The sequence below is a fragment of the Pantoea septica genome (genome assembly GCF_002095575.1).
Lineage (GTDB): Bacteria > Pseudomonadota > Gammaproteobacteria > Enterobacterales > Enterobacteriaceae > Pantoea > Pantoea septica.
Genome location: NZ_MLJJ01000013.1, coordinates 1 through 25,111 on the forward strand (window position 1 = coordinate 1; position 25,111 = coordinate 25,111).

General features: G+C 59.2%; 19 protein-coding genes. 12 read left to right on the forward strand and 7 right to left on the reverse strand.

The genetic code is table 11. From position 1 onward, the window contains the following. The 8 genes from HA46_RS08975 to HA46_RS09010 all read left to right on the forward strand — a co-directional run. A partial coding sequence (locus tag HA46_RS08975; RefSeq protein WP_208857408.1) for an NADH-quinone oxidoreductase subunit H occupies positions 1-222 on the forward strand: 222 nt, incomplete at its 5' end. 11 nt (positions 223-233) lie between these two features. Next, positions 234-776 carry an NADH-quinone oxidoreductase subunit NuoI gene (gene nuoI / locus HA46_RS08980; protein WP_084883755.1) on the forward strand — a complete coding sequence of 181 codons (543 nt, stop codon included), beginning with the start codon at positions 234-236 and terminating at the stop codon, positions 774-776. A 10-nt stretch (positions 777-786) separates the two neighbouring features. Further along, a complete protein-coding gene (gene nuoJ / locus HA46_RS08985) occupies positions 787-1,326 on the forward strand; it encodes an NADH-quinone oxidoreductase subunit J (protein ID WP_033750465.1) in 540 nt (179 codons plus the stop codon). Continuing rightward, on the forward strand, positions 1,323-1,625 hold the full coding sequence (gene nuoK, locus HA46_RS08990) for an NADH-quinone oxidoreductase subunit NuoK (protein ID WP_003854236.1): 303 nt from the start codon (positions 1,323-1,325) through the stop codon (positions 1,623-1,625). Before nuoJ ends, nuoK begins: the two co-directional genes overlap by 4 nt. Next, positions 1,622-3,457 (forward strand): NADH-quinone oxidoreductase subunit L, encoded by a 1,836-nt coding sequence (gene nuoL / locus HA46_RS08995; protein WP_084883758.1) that lies wholly within the window; start codon positions 1,622-1,624, stop codon positions 3,455-3,457. Before nuoK ends, nuoL begins: the two co-directional genes overlap by 4 nt. Before the next feature lie 212 nt (positions 3,458-3,669). After that, the gene (gene nuoM / locus HA46_RS09000; RefSeq protein ID WP_033750456.1) at positions 3,670-5,190 is read left to right on the forward strand and encodes an NADH-quinone oxidoreductase subunit M; all 1,521 of its coding nucleotides are present in this window, start codon (positions 3,670-3,672) and stop codon (positions 5,188-5,190) included. A 6-nt stretch (positions 5,191-5,196) separates the two neighbouring features. Continuing rightward, a complete protein-coding gene (nuoN, locus tag HA46_RS09005) occupies positions 5,197-6,654 on the forward strand; it encodes an NADH-quinone oxidoreductase subunit NuoN (protein WP_033791636.1) in 1,458 nt (485 codons plus the stop codon). A gap of 63 nt (positions 6,655-6,717) precedes the next feature. Then, on the forward strand, positions 6,718-7,167 hold the full coding sequence (locus HA46_RS09010; protein ID WP_084883760.1) for a GNAT family N-acetyltransferase: 450 nt from the start codon (positions 6,718-6,720) through the stop codon (positions 7,165-7,167). Positions 7,168-7,201: 34 nt separating this feature from the next. On the opposite strand, the gene HA46_RS09015 is transcribed toward HA46_RS09010, so the two are convergent. Beyond that, positions 7,202-8,860, reverse strand: a complete 1,659-nt coding sequence (locus HA46_RS09015; protein ID WP_084883763.1) for a glucan biosynthesis protein D — start codon at positions 8,858-8,860, stop codon at positions 7,202-7,204. Between the two features lie 272 nt (positions 8,861-9,132). Here HA46_RS09015 and elaB point away from each other — a divergent pair, with 272 nt between their 5' ends. Both elaB and HA46_RS09025 read left to right on the forward strand, forming a co-directional pair. Then, positions 9,133-9,444 carry a stress response protein ElaB gene (gene elaB / locus HA46_RS09020; RefSeq protein ID WP_033750444.1) on the forward strand — a complete coding sequence of 104 codons (312 nt, stop codon included), beginning with the start codon at positions 9,133-9,135 and terminating at the stop codon, positions 9,442-9,444. A 165-nt stretch (positions 9,445-9,609) separates the two neighbouring features. Then, on the forward strand, positions 9,610-10,806 hold the full coding sequence (locus HA46_RS09025) for a nicotinamide mononucleotide deamidase-related protein YfaY (protein WP_033791633.1): 1,197 nt from the start codon (positions 9,610-9,612) through the stop codon (positions 10,804-10,806). A gap of 181 nt (positions 10,807-10,987) precedes the next feature. On the opposite strand, the gene yfaE is transcribed toward HA46_RS09025, so the two are convergent. The 4 genes from yfaE to ubiG all read right to left on the reverse strand — a co-directional run bounded on the left by yfaE (position 10,988) and on the right by ubiG (position 15,869). Next, positions 10,988-11,248: a class I ribonucleotide reductase maintenance protein YfaE gene (gene yfaE / locus HA46_RS09030; protein ID WP_033791632.1), complete on the reverse strand. Its 261-nt coding sequence runs from the start codon at positions 11,246-11,248 to the stop codon at positions 10,988-10,990. A gap of 2 nt (positions 11,249-11,250) precedes the next feature. Further along, the gene (gene nrdB / locus HA46_RS09035) at positions 11,251-12,381 is read right to left on the reverse strand and encodes a class Ia ribonucleoside-diphosphate reductase subunit beta (protein WP_033791631.1); all 1,131 of its coding nucleotides are present in this window, start codon (positions 12,379-12,381) and stop codon (positions 11,251-11,253) included. Positions 12,382-12,459: 78 nt separating this feature from the next. Continuing rightward, positions 12,460-14,745, reverse strand: a complete 2,286-nt coding sequence (gene nrdA, locus HA46_RS09040; protein ID WP_033791630.1) for a class 1a ribonucleoside-diphosphate reductase subunit alpha — start codon at positions 14,743-14,745, stop codon at positions 12,460-12,462. A gap of 395 nt (positions 14,746-15,140) precedes the next feature. Further along, positions 15,141-15,869, reverse strand: a complete 729-nt coding sequence (gene ubiG / locus HA46_RS09045) for a bifunctional 2-polyprenyl-6-hydroxyphenol methylase/3-demethylubiquinol 3-O-methyltransferase UbiG (RefSeq protein ID WP_033750429.1) — start codon at positions 15,867-15,869, stop codon at positions 15,141-15,143. Positions 15,870-16,046: 177 nt separating this feature from the next. Between ubiG and gyrA the strand changes: the two genes are divergently transcribed. Beyond that, complete coding sequence (gene gyrA, locus HA46_RS09050; RefSeq protein WP_033791629.1) at positions 16,047-18,686, forward strand: DNA topoisomerase (ATP-hydrolyzing) subunit A; 2,640 nt, start codon at positions 16,047-16,049, stop codon at positions 18,684-18,686. Positions 18,687-18,878: 192 nt separating this feature from the next. After that, on the forward strand, positions 18,879-21,731 hold the full coding sequence (gene rcsC, locus HA46_RS09055) for a two-component system sensor histidine kinase RcsC (RefSeq protein WP_084883766.1): 2,853 nt from the start codon (positions 18,879-18,881) through the stop codon (positions 21,729-21,731). A gap of 62 nt (positions 21,732-21,793) precedes the next feature. Here the strand turns inward: rcsC and rcsB are convergent, their stop codons facing one another. Both rcsB and rcsD read right to left on the reverse strand, forming a co-directional pair. After that, complete coding sequence (rcsB, locus tag HA46_RS09060) at positions 21,794-22,444, reverse strand: response regulator transcription factor RcsB (protein WP_033791627.1); 651 nt, start codon at positions 22,442-22,444, stop codon at positions 21,794-21,796. 1 nt (position 22,445) lies between these two features. After that, the gene (gene rcsD / locus HA46_RS09065) at positions 22,446-25,100 is read right to left on the reverse strand and encodes a phosphotransferase RcsD (RefSeq protein ID WP_084883868.1); all 2,655 of its coding nucleotides are present in this window, start codon (positions 25,098-25,100) and stop codon (positions 22,446-22,448) included. Between the last annotated feature and the right edge of the window lie 11 nt (positions 25,101-25,111).

The following is a 25,111-nucleotide window of genomic DNA, read 5'->3' on the forward strand; positions in this document are numbered from 1 at the left end:
GTGACGCTGTTCTTCGGCGGCTGGCAGGGTCCGTTCCTGCCGCCGTTCATCTGGTTCGCCCTGAAAACGGCGTTCTTTATGGTGATGTTTATCCTGATTCGTGCTGCGCTTCCGCGTCCACGCTATGACCAGGTGCTGTCGTTCGGCTGGAAAGTCTGTCTGCCGTTGACGCTGTTGAACCTGCTGGCGACCGCCGCAGTGATTCTGTACAACGCGCAGTAAGAGGTGTTGAGATGACTTTAAAAGATATTGTCGTTGGCTTCGGCACGACAGTGCGCAGTATCTGGATGATAGGCATGCATGCCTTCGCCAGGCGCGAAACTCAGATGTACCCGGAAGAGCCGGTCTATTTGCCGCCGCGTTACCGCGGCCGTATCGTGCTGACGCGCGATCCCGACGGCGAAGAGCGCTGCGTCGCCTGCAACCTCTGCGCGGTGGCCTGTCCGGTCAGCTGTATCTCGCTGCAGAAAGCTGAGACCAAAGATGGCCGCTGGTACCCGGAATTCTTCCGCATCAACTTCTCGCGCTGCATTTTTTGCGGGATGTGCGAAGAGGCGTGCCCGACCACTGCAATTCAGCTGACGCCCGATTTCGAGCTGGGCGAATTCAAGCGCCAGGATCTGGTGTATGAAAAAGAGGATCTGCTGATCTCCGGTCCGGGCAAATATCCCGAGTACAACTTCTACCGCATGGCAGGTATGGCGATCGAAGGGAAAGAGAAGGGCGACGCCGAAAACGAAGCCAAACCCATCGACGTCAAAGGCTTGTTACCTTAAGGAGCCCGGCATGGAAATTGCGTTTTATCTTTGCGGACTGGTGGCGGTGCTGACGACGCTGCGCGTTATCACCCACACCAATCCGGTACATGCGCTGCTGTACCTGATCGTGTCGCTGCTCTCCGTTGCGGGCGTCTTCTTTTCGCTCGGCGCCTACTTCGCCGGCGCGCTGGAGATCATCGTTTACGCCGGCGCCATTATGGTGCTGTTCGTCTTCGTGGTGATGATGCTTAACCTGGGCAACGCCACGGTGAAGCAGGAGCGCGACTGGCTGCAGCCCTCGCTGTGGATTGGGCCCGGCATCGTCTCGCTGCTGCTGCTGGTGGTGATGGTGTACGCCATTCTGACCGCCAACGATCAGGGCATCGACGGCACGGTCATCGACGCCAAAGCGGTAGGCATCAGCCTGTTCGGTCCTTACGTTCTGGCGGTAGAACTCGCCTCTATGCTGCTGCTGGCGGGTCTGGTGGTGGCGTTCCACGTCGGACGCGAAGAGCGCCAGGGCGAAGTGCTGAGCAACCGCGACGCCAATAAGGAGGAGCACGCATGATCCCGTTACAACACGGCTTAATTCTTGCCGCCGTGCTGTTTGTCCTTGGACTGACATCACTGGTGATACGCCGCAACCTGCTGTTTATGCTGATCGGCCTTGAGATCATGATCAACGCGGCCGCGCTGGCGCTGGTCGTAGCAGGCAGCTACTGGGGACAGGCGGATGGGCAGGTGATGTATATCCTGGCGATCAGCCTTGCGGCGGCGGAAGCCAGCATCGGCCTGGCGCTGCTGCTCCAGCTCTATCGTCGTCGTCAGACGCTGAACATTGATACTGTGAGCGAGATGCGCGGATGAATCTTCTCTACTTAACAATCCTGTTTCCGCTAATCGGCTTCCTGCTGTTGTCATTTTCGCGTGGTCGCTGGTCGGAGAATCTGTCGGCCGCGATCGGTATGGGCTCGGTAGGCCTGGCGGCGCTGGTGACGCTGTATGTCGGCATCGACTTTTTCGCCAATGGCCAGCAGCCTTTCAACCAGGCGCTCTGGACATGGATGCAGGTCGGCAACTTCGACATTAAAGTCAATCTGACGCTGGACGGGCTATCGCTCACCATGCTGTCGGTGGTCACCGGCGTCGGCTTCCTGATCCACATGTTCGCCTCCTGGTATATGCGCGGCGAAGAGGGCTACTCCCGCTTCTTCGCCTACACCAACCTGTTCATCGCGAGCATGGTGGTGCTGGTGCTGGCCGACAACCTGATGCTGATGTATCTCGGTTGGGAAGGGGTAGGGCTCTGCTCCTATCTGCTGATCGGCTTCTACTACAGCAATCCGGAAAACGGCAAAGCGGCGATGAAGGCCTTTATCATCACCCGCGTCGGCGACGTCTTCCTCGCCTTTGCGCTGTTTATTCTCTACAACGAACTGGGCACGCTCAACTTCCGCGAGATGATGGAGCTGGCGCCGCAGCACTTTGCGGCGGACAACCATATGCTGCAGTGGGCGACGCTGATGCTGCTGGGCGGCGCGGTTGGTAAGTCGGCGCAGCTGCCGCTGCAAACCTGGCTGGCGGACGCGATGGCCGGTCCGACGCCGGTGTCGGCGCTGATCCACGCCGCGACCATGGTAACGGCGGGCGTATACCTGATCGCCCGCAGCCACGGTCTGTTCCTGCTGACGCCGGACGTGCTGCATCTGGTCGGCATCGTCGGCGCCATTACGCTGGTGCTGGCCGGCTTCGCCGCGCTGGTGCAAACCGATATCAAACGCGTGCTGGCCTACTCGACCATGAGCCAGATCGGCTACATGTTCCTGGCGCTCGGCGTGCAGGCGTGGGACGCGGCGATTTTCCACCTGATGACGCACGCCTTCTTTAAAGCGCTGCTGTTCCTCTCTTCAGGTTCGGTGATCCTCGCCTGCCATCATGAGCAAAACATCTTTAAAATGGGCGGCCTGCGTAAGAGCATTCCGCTGGTTTACGCCTGCTTCCTGGTGGGCGGCGCCGCGCTGGCTGCGCTGCCGCTGATTACGGCAGGCTTCTACAGTAAAGATGAAATCTTGTTCGGCGCGCTGGCGAACGGCCACATCAATCTGATGGCGGCTGGCCTGGTGGGCGCCTTCCTGACCTCGATCTATACCTTCCGCATGATCTTCATCGTGTTCCACGGCGAAGAGAAGATCCACGCGCATGCGGGCAAAGGGATTACTCATCATCTGCCGCTGATCGTGCTGCTGGTGCTGTCGACCTTCGTCGGCGCGCTGATCACGCCGCCGCTGGCGGGCGTGCTGCCGCAGAGCGAAACCGGCGAAGCGGGCAAGGTCGGACTGGAGATCGCCTCCGGCGTGGTTGCCGTAGTCGGTATCCTGATCGCCGCCGCGCTCTGGCTGGGCAAGCGTCAGCTGGTCAGCCGCATCGCCAACAGCGCGCCGGGCCGCTTCTTCGGCACCTGGTGGTTCGCTGCCTGGGGCTTCGACTGGCTCTATGACAAAGTGTTCGTCAAACCCTATCTCGGCATCGCCTGGCTGCTGCAGCGCGATCCGCTGAATGCGGTGATGAACCTGCCTGCGCTGGTGTCGCGTATCGCCAACAAAGGTCTGGTCGTCAGCGAAAACGGCTATCTGCGCTGGTATGTCGCCTCAATGAGCGTAGGCGCCGTAGTCGTGCTGGCGCTGATGCTGGTGGTTTAAGGTTGATGAGCGGGGCGGCTCGGCGAGTCGCCCCTGGTCAAGAATGTTAAAAATTGCCCAATATGCGGGCGTTATCGATGCAGTCGGTTTTAGGACCGTCAGCGCGCAGCAGCCGGAACGTACTGAACTACGTGAAGATTGCGAGCGCTGCCGGGGACAAAAACGGCAGGCAGGATAGCCCAAAAACAGGCAGAAAAAAGGGAAAGACTTCAGTGCTACTACCTTGGCTAATAATCATTCCATTCGTCGGCGGCTTGCTCTGCTGGCTGGCTGAGCGCCTCGGCGCGAAAACGCCGCGCTGGATAGCCCTGATCACCATGGGCCTGACGCTGGCGATTTCGCTGCAGCTCTGGCTGCAGGGCGGCTATTCACTGACGCAGGCCGCGGGCATGCCGCAGTGGCAGTCGGAGTTCTCCGCCTCCTGGATCCCGCGCTTCGGCATCAATTTCCATCTGGCGCTGGATGGCCTGTCGCTGCTGATGGTGGTGCTGACCGGGCTGCTCGGTCTGATGGCGGTGCTCTGTTCCTGGAACGAAATCGAGAAGTATCAGGGCTTTTTCCATCTCAATCTGATGTGGATTCTGGGCGGCGTCATCGGCGTCTTCCTGGCGATCGATATGTTCCTGTTCTTCTTCTTCTGGGAGATGATGCTGGTGCCGATGTACTTCCTCATCGCGCTCTGGGGTCATAAGGCATCCGACGGTAAAACCCGTATCACCGCCGCCACCAAGTTTTTCATCTATACCCAGTCTTCGGGTCTGGTGATGCTGATTGCGATTCTGGCGCTGGTGTTCGTGCACTACAACGCCACCGGCGTCTGGACGTTCAACTACGAGCAGCTGCTGAAAACGCCGATGTCGCATACGGTGGAATACTTGCTGATGCTGGGCTTCTTTATCGCCTTCGCGGTAAAAATGCCGGTGGTGCCGCTGCACGGCTGGCTGCCGGACGCCCACAGCCAGGCGCCGACGGCGGGTTCAGTGGACCTCGCCGGCATTCTGCTGAAAACCGCCGCTTACGGTCTGCTGCGCTTTAGCCTGCCGCTGTTCCCTAACGCCTCGGCGGAATTCGCGCCGATCGCCATGTGGCTGGGCATTATCGGCATCTTCTACGGCGCCTGGATGGCCTTCTCGCAGACCGATATCAAACGCCTGATCGCCTACACCTCGATTTCCCATATGGGCTTCGTGCTGATCGCCATCTATACCGGCAGCCAGCTTGCCTTCCAGGGCGCCGTGGTGCAGATGATTGCGCACGGCCTCTCCGCCGCCGCGCTCTTTATTCTGTGCGGTCAGCTCTATGAGCGTCTGCATACGCGCGATATGCGTCAGATGGGCGGCCTCTGGTCGCGCATTAAGTGGATTCCGGGCCTGTCGCTCTTCTTTGCGGTCGCGAATCTGGGGATGCCGGGCACCGGCAACTTCGCCGGCGAATTTATGATCCTGACGGGCAGCTTCCAGGTGGTGCCGGTGATTATCGTTATCGCCACTTTCGGCCTGGTGTTCGCCTCGGTCTACTCGCTGATCATGATGCAGCGCGCCTACTACGGCGAAGCGAAGTCGAAAGATCCGCTGCCGGGCATGTCGCCGCGTGAATTTACGATGATTATGGTGCTGGTGGTTCTGCTGGTGCTGCTGGGCGTTTACCCGCAGCCGATTCTGGATACGTCCCATGCCGCCATGAGCAATATTCAGCAGTGGTTTACCGCTTCAATTTCAACTACAAGGCCGTAATTCGCCATGACAATAACTTTTCAACAATTGATCGCGTTGCTACCGCTGTTGATCGTCGGATTGACGGTGGTGGTTGTGATGCTGTCCATTGCCTGGCGACGCAACCACTTTGTTAACGCCACGCTGACGGTCATCGGTCTGAACCTGGCGCTGGTTTCGCTCTGGTTTGTGGGGCAGGCGGGCGCAATGGACGTGACGCCGCTGCTGCGGATCGATCCTTACGCCGTGTTCTATACCGCGCTGGTGATCCTGGCGAGCCTGGCAACCTGTACCTTTGCCTATCCCTGGCTGGCCGGTTTTCCGGATAACAAGGATGAGTTCTATCTGCTGGTGCTGATTGCGACGCTGGGCGGCATCGTGCTGGCGAGCGCCAATCATCTGGCGTCGCTGTTTATCGGCGTCGAGCTGCTGTCGCTGCCGCTGTTCGGTATGATCGGCTACGCCTTCCGGCAGAAGCGTTCGCTGGAAGCGGCGCTGAAATATACCATTCTGTCGGCGGCCGCCTCCTCTTTCCTGCTGTTCGGCATCGCGCTGATCTATGCCGATTCCGGCAGCCTGAGCTTCGTGAAGCTGGGAGAGAGCCTGAACGACGCCATGATTCAGCAGCCGCTGCTGCTGGTGGGTCTCGGCATGATGATTATCGGCCTCGGCTTTAAGCTGTCGCTGGTGCCGTTCCACCTCTGGACCCCGGACGTCTATCAGGGCGCGCCTGCGCCGGTGTCGACCTTCCTCGCCACCGCCAGCAAGATCGCCATCTTCGGCGTGATAATGCGTCTGTTTATGTACGCGCCGCTGACCGACAGCGAGGCGGTGCGCACCGTGCTGGGTCTGATCGCCTTCGTGTCGATTCTGTTCGGCAACCTGATGGCGATTTCGCAAAGCAACATTAAACGTCTGCTGGGCTACTCCTCGATTGCGCATCTCGGCTATCTGCTGGTGGCGCTGATCGCGGTGAAAACCCATCAGCTGTCGCTGGAGACCGCAGGCGTTTATCTGGCGGGCTACCTGTTCAGCAGCCTGGGCGCGTTTGGCGTCGTCAGCCTGATGTCCAGCCCGTACCGCGGCCCGGATGCCGATTCGCTCTACTCCTATCGCGGCCTGTTCTGGCACCGTCCGGTGCTGTCGGCGGTGATGACGGTAATGATGCTGTCGCTGGCCGGCATTCCAATGACGCTCGGCTTTATCGGCAAATTCTACGTTATCGCTTCCGGCGTCAACGCGAAGCTGTGGTGGCTGACGGCGGCCGTGGTTGTCGGCAGCGCCATCGGCCTCTACTACTATCTGCGCGTGACAGTGAGTCTCTACCTCAGCCCGCCGGAGCTGCATACGCGCGATACCCCGGCCAACTGGGCGTTTACCGCCGGCGGCGTGGTCGTGCTGATTTCAGCGATTCTGGTGCTGCTGCTCGGCGTTTATCCGCAGCCGCTGATTACGCTGGTGCAGATGGCGCAGCCGCTGATGTAAACCGCGTTTACCCTTGTGAAATCAGGCCCTCGGGCCTGATTTTTTTTGTCTTCAGGAGAGCCTATGGATATCAGCTGGCAAGACAGGCATCACAGCGAACTGAGCGCGCGGCAGCTTTATGCGCTGCTGGCGCTGCGCTGCGAAGTGTTCATCGTTGAGCAGACCTGTCCCTATCTGGACGTCGACGGTCAGGATCTGGTGGCGGATAACCGCCATATTCTGGGGATGCGCGGCGACGAGCTGGTGGCCTACGCGCGTATTTTGACGCCTGCGGACGAGGCCGCGCCGGTGGCGATCGGGCGCGTGGTCGTCTCTGCCAGCGCGCGGGGAATCAATCTCGGCAACCGGCTGATGGAGCAGGCGCTACGCAGCTGCGAGCAGCACTGGCCGGGGCGCGGGGTATATCTGTCGGCGCAGGCGCACCTGCAGAATTTCTATGGGCGCTTCGGTTTTCAGGCGGTCGGCGAGATCTATCTGGAAGACAACATTCCGCATATCGATATGCGCAAATAAAAAAACGGCGAGCTAAAAGCTCGCCGTTTCTCTTTTAGCCCACCGTCATCTGGCGGTCATCAACATATTTGCGCTGATCCGCCGGCGGCGGGAAATACTGATAGAGCCAGGTCTCGCTCAGGGTTTCATCTTTCGTGCGCAGGAACAGACGCATCTCCACCGGCGTTGTGGCGTCGCTCTCTGGATACCAGTCGAACAAGATGCGATAGCCGTTCATCGGCTCGACGTAAAGGATCTCTACCTGCTTAAAGGTGCCGGATGACAGGGTAATCACCGGCTCGATACCCTTCGGCGCGGCCGCTTTTAAATCGCCGCCGACGAAATCAATGGCGAAGCGACGACACCACTTCTCAGGGAAATGCTCGCCCGGCGCCCAGCCTTCCGGGAAGCCGCCGATGCCGGTACGGGTGGCGTCGACGCGCGCGAGACCGCTGCGCACCGGCGGCAGGCCGCTCCAATAAAGCTTGTAAGAGAAGCTGAATTCGCTGCCCGCCTTCACCGGCTCGGCCGGCTGCCAGAAGCAGACGATGTTATCCAGCGTTTCGCCGGTGGTGGGGATCTCCATCAGATTGATGGCGCCCTTGCCCCATTTGCCCACCGGCTCGACCCACAGGCTGGGGCGCTTGTCATACCAGCCGATAACATCCTGATAATCTTTGAAATCGTGATTAAGCTGCAACAGGCCGAAGCCGCGCGGGTTCTCATCCTGATAGGCGTTGAACTGCAGCTTCTGCGGGTTATTCAGCGGACGCGCGATCCACTCGCCGCTGCCGCTCCACATCGCCAAACGATCGGAGTCGTGGATCTGCGGATGATAGGTATTGCACATGCGGCGCTCGTTGGTGCCGCAGCTGAACATACTGGTCATGGGCGCAATGCCGAGCTGGCGGATCGCTTTGCGCGCATAGAGATGGTTCTCCACCTCCATTACCACGCGGTTCGCCTCGCAGTGAATGGTGAACTTATAGGCGCCGGTAACGCTGGCACCGTCCAGCAGGGCGTAGGCGACAAAGGTGGTGTCGTCCGCTTTCGGCGTTTCGAACCAGAATGCGGTGAAGTCGGGAAACTCCTCGCCGCCGTTGCTGAAGGTATTGACCGCCACGCCGCGCGCGGAAAGGCCGTACTGATAAGTGTCGTCCACGGCGCGGAAGTAGCTCGCGCCAAGGAAAGAGACGATATCGCGGCGCGCCAGCTCCGGTTTCTTAAAGGCGCGGAAGCCGGCGAAGCCGAGATCGTTTTTGCCCACCAGCTGCTGCGTATCCACCTTCGCGTTGTTGTAGTTGAACAGCTCGGGGCGGAAGTGGATCTCGCGCGCTTCGCGGCTGTCGGCATCGACCGAAAACATGCGGATGCGGCGCTTAAAGCCCATGCCGACGTGGAAAAACTGCACGTCGAGCTGGCGATCGGGGATATTGTTCCAGAGCGAATGACCGGCGTCGTACTGAATTTCGTTGTACGCCTGCGGCGTCAGCGTCGCCAGCGTCTCTGGCAGCGCGCCTGGCGCGCCACCCCAGGGTTGCTTCGCCAGCGCGGCGGCTTTCTTTTTCAGTACATCGAAATCGAAGCGCACGGCGGCACCGTCTGCAATGCCATCTTCTGCCCAGGCGGATTGCGCAAACAGCGTCGACAGGCCGGTCATGCCGCTGACGGCGGAGAAGGCCATTGACGCTTTCATAAACATTCTTCGATTCATGCCAGAAATTATTCCTTAGCGTTCGAGTGTGTTGTGACTGTCCTGCTCTGCGCGCAGGTGACGTAAAAGCGCAGATAACAGCAGGGTACGACAGTCTGCCAGATGAAAAATTCAGTCCGCCTTAAATTTATCAGATTAATCAAGAAGGCCGAGGAATTTCGTCTAAAACCGGGCTAAGGGAAACTCGGGGGAATCCTGGTGAAACCATCCTGCAAACGGCGATTTTGCCGCTATAGTTAAGAGACTGCTTTGTAAATGACACGGAGGAAATGATGGTAAAAGAGACAGAAGCTTTCGACACCAATCTGGATGATGATTTGGCGCTGTTGACCGAGACGCTGGAAGAAGTGTTAAAGTCGTCAGGCGATCCGACCGATCAGAAGTACATCGAGCTCAAAACCAAAGCGGAGCAGGCGCTGGAAGATGTGAAGTCACGCGTAAGCCAGGCTTCCGACAGCTACTACTATCGCGCGAAAAACGTCGCTTACCGCGCCGACGACTACGTGCATGAGAAACCCTGGCAGGGTATCGGCATCGGCGCCGCCGCCGGCCTGGTGCTCGGCCTGCTGCTGGCGCGTCGCTAAGACGTCGCAGCTAAAAACGGCGGGGCGACCCGCCGTTTGTTTTTCCCTTCCTCGCATTCCTTCTTGTTTGCCCCTTACTGCCGCTGACGCGAAATGCGCACTATTGTGTTGAGTTTACCCAGCGCGCTTCCTACAGTAGATCGATGGACAAAAGGAGATGAATACGTGATAAGAGTCGAGATGCTGTCTACAGGGGATGAGGTGCTGCACGGCCAAATCGTCGATACTAACGCCGCCTGGCTGGCGGATGTGCTGTTTCAGAACGGGTTGCCGATGAGCAGCCGCAGCACGGTAGGCGATTCGCTGTCGTCGCTGGTGGAAACGCTGCAGGCGCGCAGCGAGGTGGCGGATGTGCTGATCGTCAACGGCGGCCTCGGCCCGACCAGCGACGATCTCAGCGCGCTGGCGGCGGCGAAAGCCAGCGGCGTCGAGCTGGTGCTGCATCAGGCGTGGCTGGATAACATCGAGGCCTGGTTCGCCAGCCGCGGCCGCGTAATGGCGGCGAGCAACCGCAAGCAGGCGGAGATCCCCGCCAATGCCGAAATGCTGGATAATCCGGTCGGCACTGCCTGCGGCTTTGCGCTTCGGCTGAATCGCTGCTGGATCTTCTTCACGCCCGGCGTGCCCTCTGAATTCAAGGTGATGGTAGAGCAGCAGATTCTGCCGCGCCTCAAGCAGCAGTTCGACCTGCCTGAACCGCCGCTCTGCCTGCGCCTCACAACCTTCGGCCGCGGCGAGAGCGATATCGCCGCCGAGCTGGAGCCGCTGGCGCTGCCGGAAGGCGTGGTGATGGGCTATCGCTCTTCAATGCCGATTATCGAAATCAAACTGACCGGACCGGCCTCCCAGCGCGTGGCGATGGAGCAGGTCTGGCAGCAGGTGCGTCTGCTGCTGGCGGAGTGCACCATTTTCGAGGGCACGGAAGGCCTGCCGGCGCTGCTGGCGCGCGAACTCAAGGATCGCGGCTTCCGTCTGGCGCTCAGCGAGCAGTACACCGCCGGGTTGCTGCACTGGCAGCTGGCGGCGGCAGCGGTGCCGCTGAGCGCGGCGGAGATTCTGCCGGCGCAGCAGGAGGGGCTGGAGGAGCAGGTGCAGCGTACGCGCGCGCTGGCGGCGCATCAGGGGACAGTGCTGGCGCTGTCGACCGGCGCGCTGGAAGAGGGCGAAGTGTCGCTGGCGCTCCATACGCCGGAAGCGAGCTGGGGACAGCGGGTGAAGTTTACCCACGGTCGGCACAATCTGGAGACGCGGCAGAAGGTGGTGGCGATGATGGCGATGAATATGCTGCGCCGCTGGCTGCACGGCAGCGAGGTCAGCACCGGCCACGGCTGGATTGACGTGCTGGAGTCGGTGAAGCTGTAAAGGGCACTGTCATTGCTAACAGACCGCAAAAAAGCTCGGGCGCGGGCGTCATGGCCCGAGGAGCAAAGCGTCCCGCCCCAGGGATGGGGCGGGCCGAGCTGGCAGGGATGCCGCTTTTTGCGTCTTTGCGATCGGGCCATGACACCCGCGCTGGCACGGTTATCGCAGGCAACAAAAATTGCTACAGCTCGATTTCAATCTCGCCTTTCGCCAGACAGCAGCAGGGCAAAATCTCGCCCTGCTCCACAAACGCCAGCGGCGTTTCGGCATAGTGAACTTCGCCCTTCAGCAGGCGCGTGCGGCACGAACCGCAGTAGCCTTCGCGACACTGAAACTCTACGCACAGGTTATGCGCTTCGAGCGTCGTCAGCAGGTTAGGGTGATGCTCTGCGCACTCCAGCCGCTGGCCGGAGCTGCGCAGGATAATAACGGCACGGCTCATACTTATAGCTGGAAATCGTTAAAGTCGTCTTCGCCCACTTCCGAGTCGATTTGCCCCACCAGATAGGAGCTGACTTCTACTTCCTGCGGCGCGACCTGCACGTTGTCCGACACCAGCCAGGAGTTAATCCACGGAATCGGGTTAGAGCGCGTCTGGAACGGCAGATCCAGGCCCACCGCCTGCATACGGATATTGGTGATGTACTCGATGTACTGGCAGAGAATATCTTTGTTCAGGCCGATCATCGAACCGCCGCTAAACAGATATTCCGCCCACTCTTTCTCCTGGTCGGCCGCCTTCTTGAACAGTTCGAAACACTCCTGACGGCATTCGGCGGCGATCTCTTTCATCTCCGGATCGTCTTCGCCGGTGCGCATCAGGTTCAGCATATGCTGGGTGCCGGTCAGATGCAGCGCTTCGTCGCGCGCAATCAGACGGATAATCTTGGCGTTGCCTTCCATCAGCTCGCGCTCGGCGAAGGCGAAAGAGCAGGCGAAGCTGACGTAGAAGCGAATCGCCTCCAGCGCGTTAACGCTCATCAGGCAGATATAGAGCTGCTTTTTCAGCGCGCGCAGGTTCACGGTCACGCTCTTGCCGTTAACCTGATGCGTGCCTTCGCCCAGCAGATGCCAGTAGTTGGTCATCTCGATCAGATCGTCGTAGTACTTAGAGATATCCTGCGCGCGCGCGAGGATCTGCTCGTTGGTGACGATATCGTCGAACACCAGCGACGGATCGTTGACGATGTTGCGGATGATATGGGTGTAAGAGCGCGAGTGGATAGTCTCGGAGAAGGCCCAGGTTTCGACCCAGGTTTCCAGCTCGGGAATGGAAATCAGCGGCAGCAGCGCGACGTTCGGGCTGCGGCCCTGAATTGAGTCGAGCAGGGTCTGGTATTTCAGGTTGCTGATGAAAATATGCTTCTCATGCTCCGGCAGCGCCTGATAGTCGATGCGGTCGCGCGAGACGTCGACCTCTTCCGGACGCCAGAAAAAAGAGAGCTGCTTTTCAATCAGCTTTTCAAAAATGTCATATTTCTGCTGGTCGAAGCGCGCCACGTTGACGGACTGACCAAAGAACATCGGCTCTTTCAGCTGATCGTTTTTATTCTGTGAGAACGTAGTGTAAGCCATACAAACTGTCCAAATGTAGACGGGGCGCAGCGCGGCCCCGTGAAATAACGCAGGCGGGAGACGCGCTCCCGCCCAACCTTAAATCTTACAAGCGCCGCTTTCGCAACCGTCATCCTGGATAGAAGGCGCCAGATCGTCCTGGGCGTCTTCCGCGCCGTCGCGGGTGTTTTGGTAGTAGAGCGTTTTCACGCCGAACTTATACGCGGTCAGCAGATCTTTCAGCAGCTGCTTCATCGGCACCTTGCCGTTGGCGAAGCGCGACGGATCGTAGTTGGTGTTGGAGGAGATCGCCTGATCGATAAACTTCTGCATCACGCCGACCAGCTGCAGATAACCGTCGTTGGACGGCATTTCCCACAGCAGCTCGTACTGATCTTTCAGACGCTCATACTCCGGCACCACCTGACGCAGAATGCCGTCTTTAGAGGCTTTGATGCTGATATGGCCGCGCGGCGGCTCAATGCCGTTGGTGGCGTTGGAGATCTGCGACGAGGTCTCGGACGGCATCAGCGCGGAGAGCGTTGAGTTGCGCAGGCCGTGCGTCTTGATCGACTCGCGCAGGCCGTCCCAGTCCAGGTGCAGCGGCTCGTTGCAGATGCTGTCGAGATCCTTTTTATAGGTATCGATCGGCATAATGCCCTGCGAGTAGGTGGTTTCGTTGAACCACGGGCAGGCGCCTTGCTCTTTCGCCAGCTCGTTCGAGGCTTTCAGCAGGTAGTACTGAATCGCTTCGAAGGTTTTGTGCGTCAGGTTGTTGGCGCTGCCGTCAGAGTAGCGCACGCCGTTCTTCGCCAGGTAGTAAGCGAAGTTGATCACGCCGATACCCAGGGTGCGGCGGCCCATTGCGCCGCGTTTCGCGGCTGGAATCGGGTAGTCCTGATAGTCGAGCAGGGCGTCGAGGGCGCGTACCGCCAGGGTCGCCAGCTCTTCGAGATCGTCCAGGCTCTCGATCGCGCCGAGGTTGAACGCCGACAGCGTACAGAGGGCGATTTCGCCGTTCTCGTCGTTGACATCTTCCAGCGGTTTGGTCGGCAGGGCGATCTCCAGGCAAAGGTTAGACTGGCGCACCGGCGCAATGCTGGCGTCGAACGGGCTGTGGGTATTGCAGTGGTCGACGTTCTGGATGTAGATACGGCCAGTGGAGGCGCGCTCCTGCATCATCAGCGAGAAGAGATCGACCGCTTTCACGCGCTGTTTGCGGATGCTGTCGTCTTTCTCATATTTGGTGTAGAGGCGCTCAAACTCGTCCTGATCGGCAAAGAAAGCGTCGTACAGGCCAGGGACGTCGGACGGGCTGAACAGGGTGATCTCTTCGCCCTTCAGCAGGCGCTGATACATCAGCTTATTGATCTGCACGCCGTAGTCCATGTGACGCACGCGGTTGCCTTCTACGCCGCGGTTGTTCTTCAGCACCAGCAGGCTTTCTACTTCCAGATGCCACATCGGGTAGAACAGCGTCGCCGCGCCGCCGCGAACGCCGCCCTGCGAGCAGGATTTCACCGCGGTCTGGAAGTGCTTGTAAAACGGAATACAGCCGGTGTGGAAGGCTTCGCCGCCGCGGATCGGGCTGCCCAGCGCGCGAATGCGGCCGGCGTTGATGCCGATGCCGGCGCGCTGCGACACATACTTCACGATGGCGCTGGAAGTGGCGTTGATGGAGTCGAGGCTGTCGCCGCACTCGATCAGCACGCAGGAGCTGAACTGGCGCGTCGGGGTGCGCACGCCGGACATGATCGGCGTCGGCAGCGAAATCTTAAAGGTAGAGATCGCGTCGTAGAAGCGCTTGATGTAATCCATGCGGGTGTCGCGCGGATAGCCGGAGAACAGGCAGGCGGCAACCAGAATATAAAGGAACTGCGCGCTCTCGTAGATATCGCCGGTGACGCGGTTCTGCGCCAGGTATTTGCCTTCCAGCTGCTTGACCGCGGCGTAGGAGAAGTTCATATCGCGCCAGTGGTCGATAAAGCCGTCCATCTGCTCGAACTCTTCAACCGTGTAGTCTTCCAGCAGATGAGGATCGTATTTGCCCATCTCCACCATGCGCACCACCTGATCGTACAGCTTCGGCGGCTCGAACTGGCCGTACGCTTTTTTGCGCAGATGGAAGATCGCCAGGCGGGCAGCAAGGTATTGATAGTCCGGCGCGTCGCGCGAGATCAGGTCTGCTGCGGCCTTGATGATGGTCTCATGAATATCTGAGGTTCTGATGCCATCGTAGAACTGGATATGGGAGCGCAGTTCGACCTGGGAAACAGAGACGTTGTTCAGCCCTTCAGCGGCCCAGTCGAGTACCCGGTGAATCTTATCGAGATCAATGCGTTCCTGGCGGCCATCGCGTTTAGTAACGAGCAGACTTTGATTCATGTCGCGTTATACCATCCGTAAGTGAAAAAGAGTCCCCTGTTTATTCACAGGGTTATTCAATGTGAATAATTCTGTGGATAAACACTATATGTTGGGGGTTGGGAGAGATTGAGTAACAATATGGAGGTTATTCTAGTGACCTGCCGCCAGATAACAAGACAGAAAAATGATGGCTGTGGGGCTTGTATTTTGTGCGGAATTTCTTAACCCCGCGACTTATAAGGCTCAACCGCGTGTCAACTGCCAGGGTAAAAAAATCGAGATTTTGATCGACCGCTGATTTTTCGCACATCGCTGTGTTTTTTCCCGACAACCGACTAGCGGTGGAGCGGTTAGAAGAGAAAAAACGAGAACGGCAAGGTAGCAGGCGCGCAATCGCCTTGCGCGCCAGCGGGTTACTTTTTCACGTGGCGGGTATGCACCATGTAGTTCACATCGACGCCGCGGCCGAGGCGAAACTTGTCGCTCAGCGGGTTGTAGTGCAGGCCGATGATATGCTGCTCGCGCAGCGCGGTTTCGTCGACCCAGCCCAGCAGTTCGGACGGGCGGATAAACTTCTTCACGTCGTGGGTGCCGCGCGGCACCATGCGCAGCACATATTCCGCGCCGAATACCGCCATCAGCCAGGCTTTCGGGTTGCGGTTGATGGTAGAGAAGAAGACTTCGCCGCCCGGCTTCACCAGACGGGCGCAGGCGTGCACCACCGAACGCGGATCCGGCACGTGCTCCAGCATCTCCATACAGGTCACCACGTCATACTGGCCGGCGAACGCCTCGGCGTGATCTTCCACCGTCTGCTGGACGTAGTCGAGCGTTACCCCCTGTTCCAGCGCATGCAGGCGCGCCACCTGCAGCGGCTCGGCGCCCATATCGAGACCGGTCACCTCTGCGCCTTCGCGCGCCATGCTCTCCGCCAGGATGCCGCCGCCGCAGCCGACGTCCAGCACTTTTTTGCCGAACAGACCGTTACTGTGCTGCGCGATAAAGCCCAGACGCAGCGGGTTGATGCGGTGCAGAGGCTTGAACTCGCCTTCCAGATCCCACCAGCGCGAGGCGACCGCCTCAAACTTAGCGATTTCCTGCGCATCGACGTTGGGCTGCGTTTCCTGCGGTTGTGCATTCATTGAATCATTACTCCAGAAAAAATGTTGACTGAGTATAAACGCTTATTGCTTTCGGGGGCACCTTTCCGGCGCGACGAAAAGCGCGTGAAAACGGTGGTTAACGTTCACCAGCGGGCTGGTGTGTGATATACTTTCGCACCTTTAAAATCCGGGCATATGTAGAGGGAATGCGGCTCCATGAGCGACCTTGCAAGAGAAATTACACCGGTCAATATCGAAGAAGAGTTAAAGAGCTCCTACCTCGATTACGCCATGTCGGTCATTGTTGGCCGAGCCTTACCCGATGTTCGTGACGGCCTGAAGCCTGTCCACCGCCGCGTGCTTTACGCGATGAGCGAACTGGGTAACGACTGGAACAAACCCTATAAGAAATCCGCCCGTGTGGTCGGTGACGTCATCGGTAAATATCACCCGCACGGGGATTCCGCCGTTTACGACACCATCGTCCGCATGGCTCAGCCTTTCTCCCTGCGTTACATGCTGGTGGACGGACAGGGCAACTTCGGTTCCGTCGACGGCGACTCCGCCGCGGCGATGCGTTATACCGAAGTGCGCATGTCGCGTATCGCGCACGATCTGCTGGCAGACCTGGAAAAAGAGACCGTCGACTTCGTACCGAACTATGACGGCACCGAGCAGATCCCTGAAGTTCTGCCGACCAAAATCCCTAACCTACTGGTGAACGGCTCCTCCGGCATCGCGGTTGGGATGGCGACCAATATTCCGCCGCACAACCTGACGGAAGTGATCAACGGCTGCCTCGCCTATATCGACGACGAAGATATCAGCGTCGAAGGATTGATGGAGCACATTCCGGGGCCCGATTTTCCGACCGCCGCCATTATCAACGGCCGTCGCGGCATTGAAGAGGCGTACCGCACCGGGCGCGGCAAGATCTATATCCGCGCGCGCGGCGAAGTGGAAACCGACGCCAAAACCGGCCGCGAAACCATTGTGGTGCACCAGATCCCTTACCAGGTCAACAAAGCGCGTCTGATTGAGAAGATCGCCGAGCTGGTGAAAGAGAAGCGCGTCGAAGGCATCAGCGCGCTGCGCGACGAGTCGGACAAAGACGGCATGCGCATCGTGATCGAAGTGAAGCGTGATGCGGTCGGCGAGGTGGTGCTGAACAATCTCTACTCGCTGACGCAGCTGCAGGTCTCATTCGGCATCAATATGGTGGCGCTGCATCAGGGCCAGCCGAAGATCATGACGCTGAAGGAGATCCTCGAAGCCTTTGTGCGCCATCGTCGCGAAGTCGTGACGCGCCGCACCATTTTCGAACTGCGCAAAGCGCGCGACCGCGCGCATATCCTTGAAGGTCTGGCGATCGCGCTGGCCAACATCGATCCGATTATCGAGCTGATCCGCCGCGCGCCGAATCCGGCTGAAGCGAAAGCGGGCCTGATCGCGCAGGCGTGGGATCTGGGCAACGTCGCCGCCATGCTGGAGCGCGCGGGCGACGACGCCGCGCGTCCGGAGTGGCTGGACGACGAGTTCGGCATCCGCGACGGTCGCTACTACCTGACCGAACAGCAGGCGCAGGCGATCCTCGATTTGCGTCTGCAGAAGCTCACCGGACTTGAGCATGAAAAACTGCTCGACGAGTACAAAGAGCTGCTGGATCAAATCGCCGAGCTGCTCAACATCCTGATGAACGCCGAGCGTCTGATGGAAGTCATCCGGGAAGAGCTGATCGCCATGCGCGACCAGTTCGGCGACGAACGCCGCACCGAGATCACCGCCAACAGCGCGGACATCAACATCGAAGACCTGATCAATCAGGAAGATGTGGTGGTGACGCTGTCGCATCAGGGCTATGTGAAGTATCAGCCGCTTTCGGACTACGAAGCGCAGCGTCGCGGCGGCAAAGGCAAGTCGGCGGCGCGCATCAAGGAAGAGGATTTTATCGACCGTCTGCTGGTGGCCAACACCCACGACACTATCCTCTGCTTCTCCAGCCGCGGCCGTCTCTACTGGATGAAGGTCTACCAGCTGCCGGAAGCGAGCCGCGGGGCGCGCGGCCGTCCGATCGTCAACCTGCTGCCGCTGCAGCCTGACGAACGTATTACCGCCATCCTGCCGGTGCGCGAGTACACCGAAGGCTTCAACATCTTTATGGCGACCGCCAGCGGCACCGTGAAGAAAACGGCGTTGCAGGAGTTTAGCCGTCCGCGCAGCGCGGGCATCATCGCGGTAAACCTGCGCGAAGATGACGAGCTGATCGGCGTGGCGCTGACCAACGGCAACGACGAGGCGATGCTCTTCTCTGCCGGCGGCAAAGTGGTGCGCTTCGCTGAGAACGCCGTTCGCGCCATGGGCCGTACCGCCTCGGGCGTGCGCGGCATCAAGCTGGCGGAAGGGGATCGCGTGGTGTCGCTGATCGTGCCGCGTGAAGAGGGCGCCATTCTTACCGTGACGCAAAACGGCTACGGCAAGCGTACCGCAATTAGCGAGTACCCGACCCGTTCGCGCGCCACGCAGGGCGTGATCTCAATTAAAGTCACCGAGCGTAACGGTCCGGTGATTGGCGCGGTGCAGGTGGTGGACAGCGATCAGATCATGATGATTACCGACGCCGGCACGCTGGTGCGCACCCGCGTCTCCGAGGTCAGCATCGTCGGCCGTAACACCCAGGGCGTGATTCTGATCCGTACTGCGGAAGATGAGAACGTGGTGGGTCTGCAGCGCGTGGCCGAACCGGTGGAAGAGGAAGAGCTCGACGCTATCGACGGCAGCGTAGCGGAAGGCGAGGAAGATATCGCGCCGGAAGCGGAAGCGGAAGACGACGCGCCGGAAGCGGACGAAGAAGAGTAACGCTTCGCGCTTGCGCCGCCAGGGAAGGCGGCTCTGAATTTTACGGCAGGAAAGGGCAACCCGACCTGCCGTTGCTTTTTGCGGCGCGGCACGTTAAGCGCAGATGCCGACTGGCTTTTCTCCCCTGATGAAGCTAGTGTAATGAGCATCCTGAAGCCAGCCCGTCATTAACCTTGCCGTAGTGAGTTTCCCTTGAAATATCTGGTCTCTTTCCGAACCACGCTGCGCATCTCGCGCTACCTGTTCCGTGCGCTGGCGCTGCTGCTCTGGACGCTGGGCGCGGTGCTGACCACCTTCTTTATCATCGGCGTGCTGCATGACAAAGAGAACAGCGTGCGGCAAGAGTTCGCCAGCAACTATGGCCAGGCGGAATGGTATGTGCGCCACTCCGCCGACGTGATGCGCGAGCTAAAGTACATTTCTGAAAATCGCCTCACCAGCGCCAGCAGCGGCCTGGATATGATTAACGGCGTGCTGCCAGGCAAATCGACGCTGCCGCAGTTTACGCCGCTCTTTTCCAACGGCGACTGCTCCTCAATGAGCAATACCTGGCGCAACTCGCTCGATTCTCTCAGCTACTACATCAACTACTGGAAAAGCAACTTCGCCTCGACCTACGAGCTGAACCGCGTCTTTTTCATCGGCGGCGAAAGCCAGTGCCTGGCGGACTTCACTATCGGCAGCAGCAACGTGGATCGCGAACGCAGCCTTAAGACGCTGCGCGAGCGCGTGCTGCGCTATCGCAACGGCAACGACGAAGAGCGCCGCAATCCTGTCTACTGGGTTAACGCCAGCGCGCAGCCCGGCGTCGGCACCTTTTATATGATGGTGCCGGTTTACGTCGCCAATAAGCTGCAGGCGCTGCTGGGCGTCGAACAGAATATCCGGCTGGACGAGTTTATCCAGCCCGGCAGCCTGCCGGTGGTGGCCACCATCGTCGATGAGAATTATCGCCCGCTGCTGACGTCGCGTCGCGGCGGCGCCGGTTTCTCGCTTAACGATCTGTCGGACGACACCAGCTGGTTCGGTTATCTCGACGGCTATCGCCAGCTGGTGCTGAAAAAGCCGCTGCCGCCTTCCGATCTCAACGTGGTGTGGTCGGTGCCGACCCGCGTGCTGGTGGACCAGCTTAAGCTGATGATCATCAACGCGCTGCTGCTCAATCTGCTCAGCGCGATTGTGCTCTTTACCCTGGCCTGGCTGTTTGAGCGCCGGATGTTCCTGCCGGCCGAGGAGAATGCGCACCGGCTGGAGGAGCATGAGCAGTTCAACCGCAAAATCGTCGCCTCGGCGCCGGTGGGCATCTGCATTCTGCGTACCCGCGACGGCACCAATATTCTCAGCAACGAGCTGGCGCACAACTATCTGACGCTGCTGACGCAGGAAGATCGCCAGCGGCTCAATGAAATTATCGGCAGCCAGCAGGTCAACTTCGTCGATGTGCTGACCGGCAGCAACACCAATCTGCAAATCAGCTTCGTGCACTCGCGCTACCGCAACGAAAACGTGGCGATCTGCGTGCTGGTGGACGTCTCCGCGCGCGTGCGCATGGAGACGTCGCTGCAGGAGATGGCGCAGGCGGCGGAACAGGCGAGCCAGTCGAAGTCGATGTTTCTCGCCACCGTCAGCCACGAGCTGCGCACGCCGCTCTACGGCATTATCGGCAACCTCGACCTGATGCAGACTAAACAGCTGCCAAAAGAGGTCGATTCGCTGGTCACCGCAATGAACAACTCGTCGAGCCTGCTGCTAAAAATCATCAGCGATATTCTCGACTTCTCCAAGATTGAGTCGGAACAGCTGAAGATCGAGCCGCGTCCCTTTTCGCCGCGCGAAGTGCTCAGCCATATCGCCGGCAACTACCTCTCGCTGGTGATGAAAAAACGGCTGACGCTTTACTGCTTTATCGAGCATGACGTGCCGCTGGCGCTGGATGGCGATCCGCTGCGGCTTCAGCAGGTGATCTCCAACCTGCTTAACAACGCCATCAAGTTCACCCACACCGGCTGCATTATTCTCCACGCCTATGTGAAAGAGGGCTACCTGGCGTTTCGCATTCGCGATACCGGCGTGGGGATCCCGGGCAAAGAGATTACGCGGCTGTTCGATCCTTTCTTCCAGGTGGGCAACGGCGTGCAGCGCAACTTCCAGGGCACCGGCCTGGGCCTCGCCATTTGCGAAAAGCTGACCAATATGATGGACGGCGATATCGAAGTGGACTCCGAGCTAGGCATGGGCAGCCAGTTTATCGTGCGCATTCCGATCTATAACGGCCAGCATCCTGCGCCGCCGCTGCTCGACGGGCTGCACAACAAAAACCTGTGGATCGATATGCGCAACGACTATCTCGCCGGCTTTATCGAGCGCGATCTGCAGCAGCAGGGCATCGCTATCCTGCCGTATAACGGCAAAGGCGGCAGCGACGACGTGCTGATCACCGACTATGAGCCGGAAGGCGAGCAGACGCTGCGGGCGGTCATTATCTTCAGCGGCGCCCATATCGATATGCCGCGAGAAATCGCGCCGGGACACTGGCTGCACAGCACGGCGACGCCGCACGAACTGCCGAGCCTGCTGGCGCGCATCTACCGCATTGCCATTCAGAGCGACACGGCGACCAACCTTGAGCTCTCAGCGCCGGCGGAAGAGGTGATCAGCAACGACGATATTATGATTCTGATTGTCGACGACCATCCTATTAACCGCATGCTGCTGTCGGAGCAGCTCGGTACGCTGGGTTATCAGGTGAAAACCGCTCAGGACGGCGTCGACGCGCTTAACGTCATCAGCCGCAGCGAGATTGATATCGTGCTGAGCGACGTCAACATGCCGAATATGGACGGCTACCGCCTGACGCAGCGGTTGCGTCAGCTTGGCCACGTTTTCCCGGTGATCGGCGTTACCGCCAACGCGCTGGCAGAAGAGAAGCAGCGCTGCATGGAGGCCGGCATGGATAACTGCCTGTCGAAACCGGTGACGCTGGACGTACTGAAGACTACGCTGGCGGTTTACGCGGAGCGGGTAAGAAAAGCGCGGGAAGGGTAGGCGGACGTCAGCATGCTGACGCAGAAAACCAGACGGCGCCGGAGCGCCGTCTGAACAACGCGTTAGTCTTTGTCGACCTGGGTTGCGCTGACGGAGGAGAGATAGTTCAGCAGGGCGATATCGTTATCGACGCCCAGCTTCATCATCGCCGATTTTTTCTGGCTGCTGATGGTTTTGATGCTGCGGTTCAGTTTCTTGGCGATCTCTGTTACCAGGAAGCCTTCAGCGAACAGGCGCAGCACTTCGCTCTCTTTCGGCGACAGACGCTTGTCGCCATAGCCGCCAGCGCTGATCTTCTCCAGCAGTTTCGCGACGCTTTCCGGCGTGTACTTCTTGCCTTTTTGCAGAGCAGCCAGTGCTTTCGGCAGATCGGTTGGCGCGCCCTGTTTCAGCACGATGCCTTCGATATCCAGATCCAGCACGGCGCTCAGAATGGCCGGGTTGTTGTTCATGGTCAGAACAATAATCGACAGATCCGGATAGTGACGTTTGATATATTTGATCAGCGTGATGCCGTCGCCATATTTCTCGCCAGGCATGGAGAGATCGGTGATCAGAACGTTGGCGTCAAGCTTTGACAAGCTGTTAATCAGTGCTGTTGAGTCTTCGAACTCACCTACAACGTTGACCCATTCAATTTGTTCCAGAGATTTCCGGATACCGAAAAGAACAATTGGATGGTCATCGGCAATAATTACATTTAAGTTATTCATCTTATTGGTTACCTTGCTGCAGCAGTTCATTGACGTAAGCGTCAATGTCACTGGTGGTATTTGTAATGTTTGAATCGTCACATGCTTTGATGTGCAGTTCTAACTCTTCACAAAGCTGTTTGCCTGGCGTCAGGTTAAGCATGGCAAACACGCCTTTCAGGCGATGCGCTGTCTGAGCAAGCATGGCGTAGTCCTTTTCCGCCGACTCAGTATACAGTCTCTTTACATCAGGCGGTACTGTCTCGGTAAACAGCTGGAAGTAGCCGCCGCTAAGCAGCGGGGTTAATTCCTCGTCTTCTGTACTCTCATCCATGGAATCATGGGCCAGCTGTTGTTCAATCAGTGCCAGCAGCGCATCCTGCAGCGCATTGCTGAGATTGAAGTTGACCCGGTATTGCCGATCGTTTAGCGCGTGGTGACCCAGCTCATCCTCCGCCAGCAGCAGCGCCCAGCCGCTCAGCCTGTTGGGATCGTCGGTCACCAGCACGTCATGTTCCTGTCCTGACAGCCGCTCTGCGGGCGACAGGCAGCGCGCGCCCCAGTTCTCCAGATGTCGGCAGACGATTTTGTAAACATCTTCTACCTCGATCTCGATAAGCGCGGTCACGCCGTCCAGCAGCTTCTCCTCCTCCTCTTCCGGCCGCGGCTCTACCGCCAGCGGGAGTTGAATGCTGTAGCGCGTGCCGATATCGGGTTTAGCGAGAATTTCCAGACTGCCGCCCATCTGTTTGCACAGCTGCTTACAGAGGAAAAACGCCATGCCGGACGCCTGACCGTAGCGATCCTGACTGGTTTCGCCGAGGAACGGGAAGTCGGCGTTCGCCAGTTCGTCGACGGTCAGCCCTGCGCCGGTATCCACCAGCTCAATCAGCAGACGCTCCGGATGCGCCTCGTCGGCGCTCACCGTCAGGGAGATCTTGCCCCAGCGCGTGGTGGTCAGCGCGTAGTGCATCAGCGTGGCGAGCACTTTACGCAGCGCGCGGCGGTCGCCGAAGCGCTGCTCGTCGTTGGGCTGCAGGTTATTCACCACCAGCGACAGGCCCTTGCGGCGCATCAGCGGCAGGCTTTCCAGAGCGATCTCGTCCAGCAGCTCCTGCAGGTTGAAAACGCTGGCGTCTGGCGACCAGTCGTGCGCCTCCAGACGGTTAAGCAGGACGATGTCGTCCACCAGCCGCGCCAGGCCCTGGCTCTCGTCCAGCAGGTCGAGCACGGTTTCGTCTTCGTCGCGCTGGCTCAGCTGCACCAGCTGCGCCACCACGTTTTCCAGCGGGCGGTTAAGGGCGTGGCCGAGATTTTGCAGCAGCTGCTGGCGCATCTGATGGTTGCGATCCAGCACCTGCTGCGCCTTCTGCAGCTTTTTGTTCACCAGCAGCTCGCGATCCTGATCGCGCATCAAAAACAGCTGAGTATGGGGCGACAGCACGCTGCGCGCGTGGCGGATCTCATAGACTTCGTTGTTGATGGTCGCCTGCAGCACGCCCTGATGCTGGTCGGACATATTAATGATTTTTTGCAGATTCAGATGCGGCAAAAGATGTTCTGCGATCTTATTGCTGAGGATGGTGCGGTTGCTGGCGAAGTCATACACCAGCAGGCCGACCGGCAGGCTGGCGACGATCTCTTCGTTAAGCACGCGCAGCGAGTCCAGCTCCGCGCTCTGGTTTTCGCTCGGGCGCAGCGACTGCTGGCGCAGCAGCGTCATGCCGGCGAAAGAGAGCAGAAACAGCAGCAGGTTCACCAGCAGCGGCCACAGCAGATTATGCAGCGTATCCATCATCAGGCTGGTAAGCGGCACGCGATAGACCAGCTGCAGCGGCGTGCTCGGCAGAGTAGCGGCAATCTCCAGGTCGGGATTGACGATGGCGATCTGCGTGCTCTCGCTCTCTTCCTGACCGCTAGCGGCGGGCAGGGCAGTGTCCTGGCGCAGCTGGAAGTTTTCGATCGGCATGTTCTGCGGCGTCAGATCGTTGATCGGCAGGTCGAAGGCGACTACCGTTGCCAGGTGGCCCGGCTGGTTGAAAGTGGTGCGCAGGGTAAAGTAGTGGTCGTTCTGAAACGAGAAGTGGCGCAGCGGCGAGAAGCTTTCGCGCTCGTCCAGCGCGTTGGCCTGCTGCAGCATCTCGGCGCGGCGGCCATCCACCAGCGAGCTGATGGCACTCTCTTTATAGCGCGTCGCCATATCCTTCAGCGGCAGCGTAGAGATCATGATCAGGCTATTGTCCTGACCGTTAAGGAAATACATCGACCAGGACGGGTTCTCCGCGCCCCACAGCGTATCGAGGTAGCTCGACATGCGCATGGTCATATCGAGCGTGCTGCTGTCGTGCGAGCCGAAGATCAGCGCTTCGGTTTTGCGGCGGGTTTTTTCCAGATAGTAGACGTCCGGACGCAGCCGCGTCTCCTGCAGGCTGCTGTTCGGCGTGCTTCCCGCCGCGCTGGTGGCGAGATTCTCGTAAATTTGCCAGGTCGCAAAGCGATAGGCGTCGATGCGCTTTTGCGTCGCGCGCGCCAGATCGGCCATGGCATAGCGTTTCTCGGTCAGCCAGGCGTTGACCGAGTTGTGAACCATAAAGCCCAGCGCCAGCAGCAGCACCAGATTGAAAATCACAAAAAAGCGAGTGACATTGCCGGATGTCACTGGAAACTTAAAGGGCAACATAGCGTGTC